The sequence below is a fragment of the Pirellulales bacterium genome (assembly GCA_035546535.1).
Taxonomy (GTDB): Bacteria; Planctomycetota; Planctomycetia; order Pirellulales; family JACPPG01; genus JACPPG01.
In genome coordinates, this window is record DASZWQ010000202.1 from 1 (window position 1) to 6,310 (window position 6,310).

Annotated in this window: 5 protein-coding genes; 2 read left to right on the top strand and 3 right to left on the bottom strand. The window is 61.0% G+C overall.

Annotated features, from left to right (window positions below; translation table 11 throughout):
* Nucleotides 1-231 precede the first annotated feature (231 nt).
* Genes VHD36_23385 through VHD36_23395 form a run of 3 tightly spaced genes read right to left on the bottom strand, consistent with a single transcriptional unit; the run spans nt 232 to nt 4,129 of the window.
* Nucleotides 232-1,350 carry a hypothetical protein gene (locus VHD36_23385; GenBank protein HVU90294.1) on the bottom strand — a complete coding sequence of 373 codons (1,119 nt, stop codon included), beginning with the start codon at nt 1,348-1,350 and terminating at the stop codon, nt 232-234.
* 58 nt (nt 1,351-1,408) lie between these two features.
* Entirely contained in the window at nt 1,409-3,760 is a 2,352-nt protein-coding gene (gene lon, locus VHD36_23390) for an endopeptidase La (protein ID HVU90295.1), read from the bottom strand.
* A gap of 36 nt (nt 3,761-3,796) precedes the next feature.
* Complete coding sequence (locus tag VHD36_23395) at nt 3,797-4,129, bottom strand: Hsp20/alpha crystallin family protein (GenBank protein HVU90296.1); 333 nt, start codon at nt 4,127-4,129, stop codon at nt 3,797-3,799.
* 266 nt (nt 4,130-4,395) lie between these two features.
* Between VHD36_23395 and VHD36_23400 the strand changes: the two genes are divergently transcribed.
* The gene (locus tag VHD36_23400) at nt 4,396-5,097 is read left to right on the top strand and encodes a PRC-barrel domain-containing protein (protein ID HVU90297.1); all 702 of its coding nucleotides are present in this window, start codon (nt 4,396-4,398) and stop codon (nt 5,095-5,097) included.
* A 144-nt stretch (nt 5,098-5,241) separates the two neighbouring features.
* On the top strand, nt 5,242-6,310 hold a 1,069-nt coding region (locus tag VHD36_23405), incomplete at its 3' end, for an aminotransferase class V-fold PLP-dependent enzyme (GenBank protein HVU90298.1).

Here is a 6,310-nt window from a genome sequence, read left to right on the forward strand (position 1 = left end):
CAAAACAAGTAGCCGGCCAAGCGGCGACTTGTATCGCGGTAGAGGCCGAGCGAGCAGCCGACCTCTGCCGCACCTTTTGATATTCATTACGAATGCAGGGCGGTGTTCTTAGGAACGACGCCCGCAGAAGCCGTCAGGTAACTGCCCCGCCTGGCGGCTGTTTTTTTGCGCCCGTCGGCTGGCCCGGTAATAAGAAACGGGTCACATCGAATTGATCGCGATCTCTGTTGACTAGTATGATACTCCGCCCTGAGTATTCGAAAACCTCACGTGCCAGTGCCGTATGCCCTGATCCTCGTCCGGCGATGTGAACATGCCGTCAAGAAACTTGGCTAGTTCCGAAAATGGCATGACTGCAACTTTGTCCGGCGTGCCGAGCGCAAACGCACAGAACGCATTCCCATGCTTTTTAAGTGTTTCTTTCGTAGATCGCTTCAAGCCAAACCAATAATCAAGCTTGCCTTTACCAAAGTGCTTCGACACCTGGCACGACACCAATACGGACTCGTCGCGCGATATCCATAGGACGCGCGACCTCTTGACCAACGGTTGTTTGAAGAATTCTTCCAGTTTCGGAAGGACGTCCGCGTGAAAGGCAGCGGGTGCTATATCACGTGCTGCCGGGACATCATCTACTGCTGTATCGATCTCCGGGCCGTCGTTAACTTGCGCATCCTCAGCCGTCGCAAACACGAGATCGATAATGCTGTCTAATCTCGTGAACTCTTGCGGAAGAAGAATTCCTTGAATCTGCCTTTCGACATTTTCGTCGTCGAGCGTCTCGCGGAGTTTCAAGAGACGATACAATGCCTTAACGCCGAGGATTCGAACATCCCAGGCATAGCGACTGCCACGAACCTGAGCTTCGAAGCTAGCGGTCTCTTCAGGACCCACGACGATGAGTATTGATATGTTCTGTGGGCTCGTCCTAACGAGCGGTGCAGCCTGATTTCGGTACTCGGAAATGCGGTCAAGGTCGATCGAGTATGCCGTTGAGCTTTTTGCCTCGACTAGTATCGCGCGTCCATCGGCGAGCTTCCATAGTCCATCGTAACCTTCATTGGTGTGACCGCGATAAACGCCGTTAGTTACATTGAACCCCAGGCGTCGCCCAATCTCGTTTACCAGGTCCTGAAGCACGAAGCCGAAGTCTTGAAACCTGTTTTCGAGGCACTCATCTAGCCATCGCCCAATTAATTCGCTTGAGGTCACATTGAGCAATTCGCGGAACTCGCGCGACGTCGAATTCCCATCGCGCAGTCGCCCCTCCCCGGCGAATGCAATAAGCTGGTCGACGCGTTTCACGCCAAACTGATCTCTGTCCGAGTGCCAAAGGTCGATCAACGCCATCCAATGCTTCCTTGGAAACCGTTATGTCATCGTGGCCATGACAAGTAACCTCGACGCCCTATTCCGCTGCCGCCCCGGCCCTTTCCATCAACTCCGGCACCGCCGCGGCCAGAACGTCTTCGATGCGATCCGCCAGGACCACTTCGAGTTGATCGCGCACGTTGTCGGGCAGATCGTCGAGGTCTTTGCCGTTTTCGCGCGGCAGGATCACGTGCTTGATGCCGGCCCGATTCGCCGCCAGCAGCTTTTCCTTGATGCCGCCGACGGGCAGCACCAGCCCCGTCAGGCTGATCTCGCCGGTCATGGCCGTATCGCTGCGCGGGGCGATGCCGCTATAGAGCGACGCCAGCGCCGTGGCCATGGTCACTCCGGCCGATGGCCCATCCTTGCGAATGGCGCCGGCCGGTACGTGAATGTGTACGCCCGAGGTGCGGATCGTTTCGCGATCAATCCCCAACTCCGCGGCTTTCGACCAGATGAAGCTCTGCGCCGTCTTGGCCGATTCTTGCATCACCTCGCCCAGCTGACCGGTGAGCATCAGCCCTTTCCCCTCGGGCAATAGCACCGCCTCGATGTACAGGACTTCGCCCCCCGCCTCGGTCCAGGCCATGCCGGCCGCCACGCCGGGCGGCAACGTGCGGCGCATTTCTTCCATCGTGAACCGCTCTTTTCCCAGCAGCTCGCCGAGGTCTTGCGGCCGGGGCGTCACCGGATCGGTCTTGCCTTCCGCGAAACGCACGGCCACCTTGCGGGCCAGCCGCCCCAGCGTGCGTTCCAACTCGCGGACGCCCGCTTCGCGCGTGTAGCGGCGGATCAATCGCGCCAGAGTATCGTCCGGCACGGTCAGTTGCTCGGGCGACAGGCCGGCTTCGCTCAGTTGCCGCGGAATCAAGTAATGCCGGGCAATCTGCGCCTTTTCCTCTTCGGAATAGCCGGCCAGCCGCAATAGCTCCATGCGGTCCAACAGCGGCTGCGGAATGCGGTCGAGCGTATTGGCCGTGGCCACGAAGAACACCTTCGACAGATCGAACGGCAGGTCGAGATAGTTGTCGTGAAATTCGAAATTCTGCGCCGGGTCGAGAATTTCCAAAAGCGCGGCCGCCGGATCGCCGCGGAAATCGCTCCCCAGCTTGTCGACTTCGTCGAGCATCAAGAGCGGGTTCTTCACACCGGCCCGGCGGATGGCTTGAATGATGCGGCCGGGCATGGCGCCGATGTAGGTGCGTCGATGGCCGCGCAATTCCGATTCGTCGTGCAGGCCGCCCAGGCTCATGCGCTCGAACTTGCGCCCCAAGGCCCGCGCGATCGACTTGCCGAGCGACGTTTTGCCGACGCCCGGCGGCCCGACAAAGCAGAGAATGGGCGCCTTGGCATTGGGGTTGAGCTTCAGCACCGCCAGGTGCTCGATGATGCGTTGCTTGATCTCTTTCAGATCGTAGTGATCTTCGTCGAGCACATGCCGGGCCCGGGCCAGATCCAGTACGTCCTCGGTCGTGGCCTGCCACGGCAGTTCGAGCATCAATTCCAGATACGAGCGGGTGACCTGGTAGTCCGGGGCCGCGGTTGGCAAGCGCTCCAAGCGGTTCAACTCGCGCGTCGCCTCCTTGCGCACGTTCTCCGGCAGGTCGGCTTCGTCGAGGCGGCGGCGCAGCTCGGCCGCGTCGGCTTGCTCGGGATTGCGCTCGCCCAGCTCTTCCTGAATCGCGCGCAACTGCTGGCGGAGCAAGTATTCTTTCTGTTCCCGGCTCAGCTCCGATTGGGCCTGGCTCGTGATCTTCTGCCGCAGTTCGAGAACCTGTAGCTCGTGCGTGAGGTGCTCGAGCACCTGTCGCAAAGCCTCGGACCGGCTGTTGGCCTCGAGCAGGGCCTGCGATTTCGCGATATCCAGGTTCAACATCGAGGCCAGCAAATAGGCCTGGTGCAGCACATCGGGCACCTGCGCGAACATCTGCTGAACCGTAAACGGAGCCTCGGGCTGCAACAGTGCATGGACCGCCGCCGCCTGATCGAGCATCGCCCGGCCGAGCGCCTCGACCTCGGTACCGTCGTCCGCGGGCTCCGAGAGCGGGTGGACGCGCAGCTTGAAATAAGGTTCGGCCTCGACGGCTTCGATCAGCTCGACGCGCTCGATCCCCTGCACGATGATTTGCAGGCCCACCTCGCCGCGTTCCATCTTTTTGATCGCCGCCAAGGTGCCGACCTTGTACAGGTCCTCGATTTTTGGATCTTCGACCAGCGGATCGCGCTGCGCCACGATGACCAGACGCTTATCCTCGGTCAATAAAGCCGCGTCCACCGCGGCCACGGAATTCTTGCGGCCCACGGCCAAGGGAAGCAGCAGGTGCGGAAACAAGACGTTGCTCTTCAGCGGCAAGGCGGGCAGGACGGTGGAACGCGGCGCGTCAGTCATGGCGGTAATCTTCGTGCGGAAGGCGATTTGGGGGCGCTACGAACTTTTCAGGCATACCAACAACATGCCGTCGCGATATTCACTCGTGATATCCGAATGTTCGATGTCGTCGGGCAGGTCGATCGAGCGCTCGAAGCGATTGTAGGAAATCTCCATCGAGTACCAGTTGCCCCCTTCCTCCATCGCCCAATCGCGACGCACGCCGCGCAGCACCAATTGCCGGCCGACCACCGAGAGCTGAATATCCTCGGGCCGAACACCGGCCAGCTCGAATTTCAGCAGCCAGCCGTGCGGACCGCGATAAACGTCGCAACGCGGCTTCCAGGCCGCCGGCTCGTAACTGGCGCCGGAAGAAAACAGGGTACGCATCAGTTGATCGAATTTGTCGGCCATATGTTTGAATTAGACCGGCGCCGGCGCGCCGGGCAAGTCCCGATTCGCAAAAGCGATCCTTTTTGCAGCCGCCTTGGTGTCGACCGGGCGGAAAAGGATGCGATACAATGAGCAACACTCGCGATGAACTCCATCATTTCGGCACGCCAACTGCACCTTTGTGGCACGCATGGCCGGGCGGGGGCTTGTGGGAGTTCGTGCGGCCTCGACAAATCACACGCGCAAGTGACGGAGATCAACATATGCTGCGAAGTATTGCGGAGCTGGCAGGCCTCGCCATCCACGCCACGGACGGAAACATCGGCTCGCTGACGGATGTTTACTTCGACGACATTCATTGGCGGGCTCGCTACTTTGTCGTCGACACTGGCAACTGGCTGCCCGGCCGCCTGGTGCTCATCTCGCCGGCCTCGGCCGCGCACGTCGAAGTGGACAAGGGGCAATTGGATGTCACTCTCACCAAAGGCCAGGTGGAAAAGAGCCCGGGCATCGAGGCGCACGAAACCGTGTCGCGTCAGCACGAGCAACGCATGTCGAAATACTATGGCTGGCCGGTATATTGGCCCGCCGAAGGCGCGCTAGCCCCCGATGCCGACGATGCCAGGCCGGGCGACGCGAACCTGCGCAGTGCCGCCGAGGTCAAGGGATATCATGTCCAGGCGAAAGATGGCGAACTGGGGCACGTGGCCGACTTTTTGGTAGACGAAACGACCTGGGACGTGCGCTACCTGGTCGTCGACACCGGCAAATGGCTACCGGGCAAGAAGGTGCTGATCGATCCGCGCGCGACGGACCACGTCGACTGGGCCAAATCGTCGGTCCACGTCCACCTGACCAAGGACCAGATCAAGAACAGCCCGACCTACGACCCAACCGGCGGCCGCGAAGCCTTGGACAAAGCCCACGTCGAGACGTTCCAGCACTGGCCGACGTACTGGTATTGAAATGCAGAATGATGCATGACGAATGATGAACAAGGAGGCGAGGATGGACGGTATTTCCCCCTCATCATTCATCATTTTGCACTCTGCATTTTTTCTCCGCGCCTCCGTGTCTCCCGTGGTGAGTACCTTGCTCCGTAGACGCCGATGACCGCCGAACTCTCGCCAGCAAGTTCTTGGGAAGATCTCCGGCGCGCCATGCCGATCGCGCGGCGTTGGGCGTACTTCGATCATGCGGCCGTCGCGCCGCTTTCCGAACCGGCCCGCGCGGCAATCACGGCCTGGGCCGACGACATGACCGAGAACGGAGACACCGGCTGGACCGACTGGTCGGCCCAGTTGCAAGAAGTTCGCCGCCGCGGCGCGGCGCTACTGGGGGCCGAACCTGCGGAAGTGGCGCTCGTCCGCAACACGACCGAGGGCATCAATTTCGTGGCCGAGGGCTTTCCGTGGCGCGAAGGGGACAACCTGGTTACGCTGGCCGATGAATTTCCTTCGAACCAGTATCCCTGGATGAACCTGGATAGCCGCGGGGTCGAGTGCCGGCGCGTGGCCACGAACGAGGGACGCGTGGAGCTCGACGCGATCGCGAAAGCCTGCGACGCGCGCACCCGGCTGATCGCCGTCAGTTGGGTCAACTACGCCCACGGCTGGCGCAATGACCTCGATGCTCTGGCAACCTTGGCGCATGAGCGGGGCGCGTATCTGTTCGTCGACGCGATTCAGGCTCTGGGCGTCTTCCCGTTGGACGTACGTCAAACGCCGATCGATTTTCTGGCCGCGGACGGTCATAAGTGGATGCTCGGACCCGAGGGAGCCGGCTTCTTGTTCTTGCGGCGCGAGCACCTGGGCCTGTTGCGTCCCTTCGGCCTGGGCTGGAACAGCGTGCGACAGGGGAACGATTACAGCCGCATCGAGCTGAACGTCAAAGATTCCGCCGCCCGGTACGAGGGGGGCAGCTACAACGTCTCCGGCTTCTTAGGGCTGGGGGCCAGCCTGGAATTGCTCGCCCGGCATACGACGGAGGAAATTGCCACGCGACTGCTGTCCGTGACCGACGAGGCGTGCGAGCGTCTGCGTCGCTTTGGCGCCCAGGTGCGCAGCCATCGTGAGCCTGGACGAGCCAGCGGCATCGTCGCCTTCGAGATTGCCGACCGCAATTCCCTGGCGCTCAAGAAGGAATTGCTGAAGCACAACGTCGCACTGGGCTGTCGCG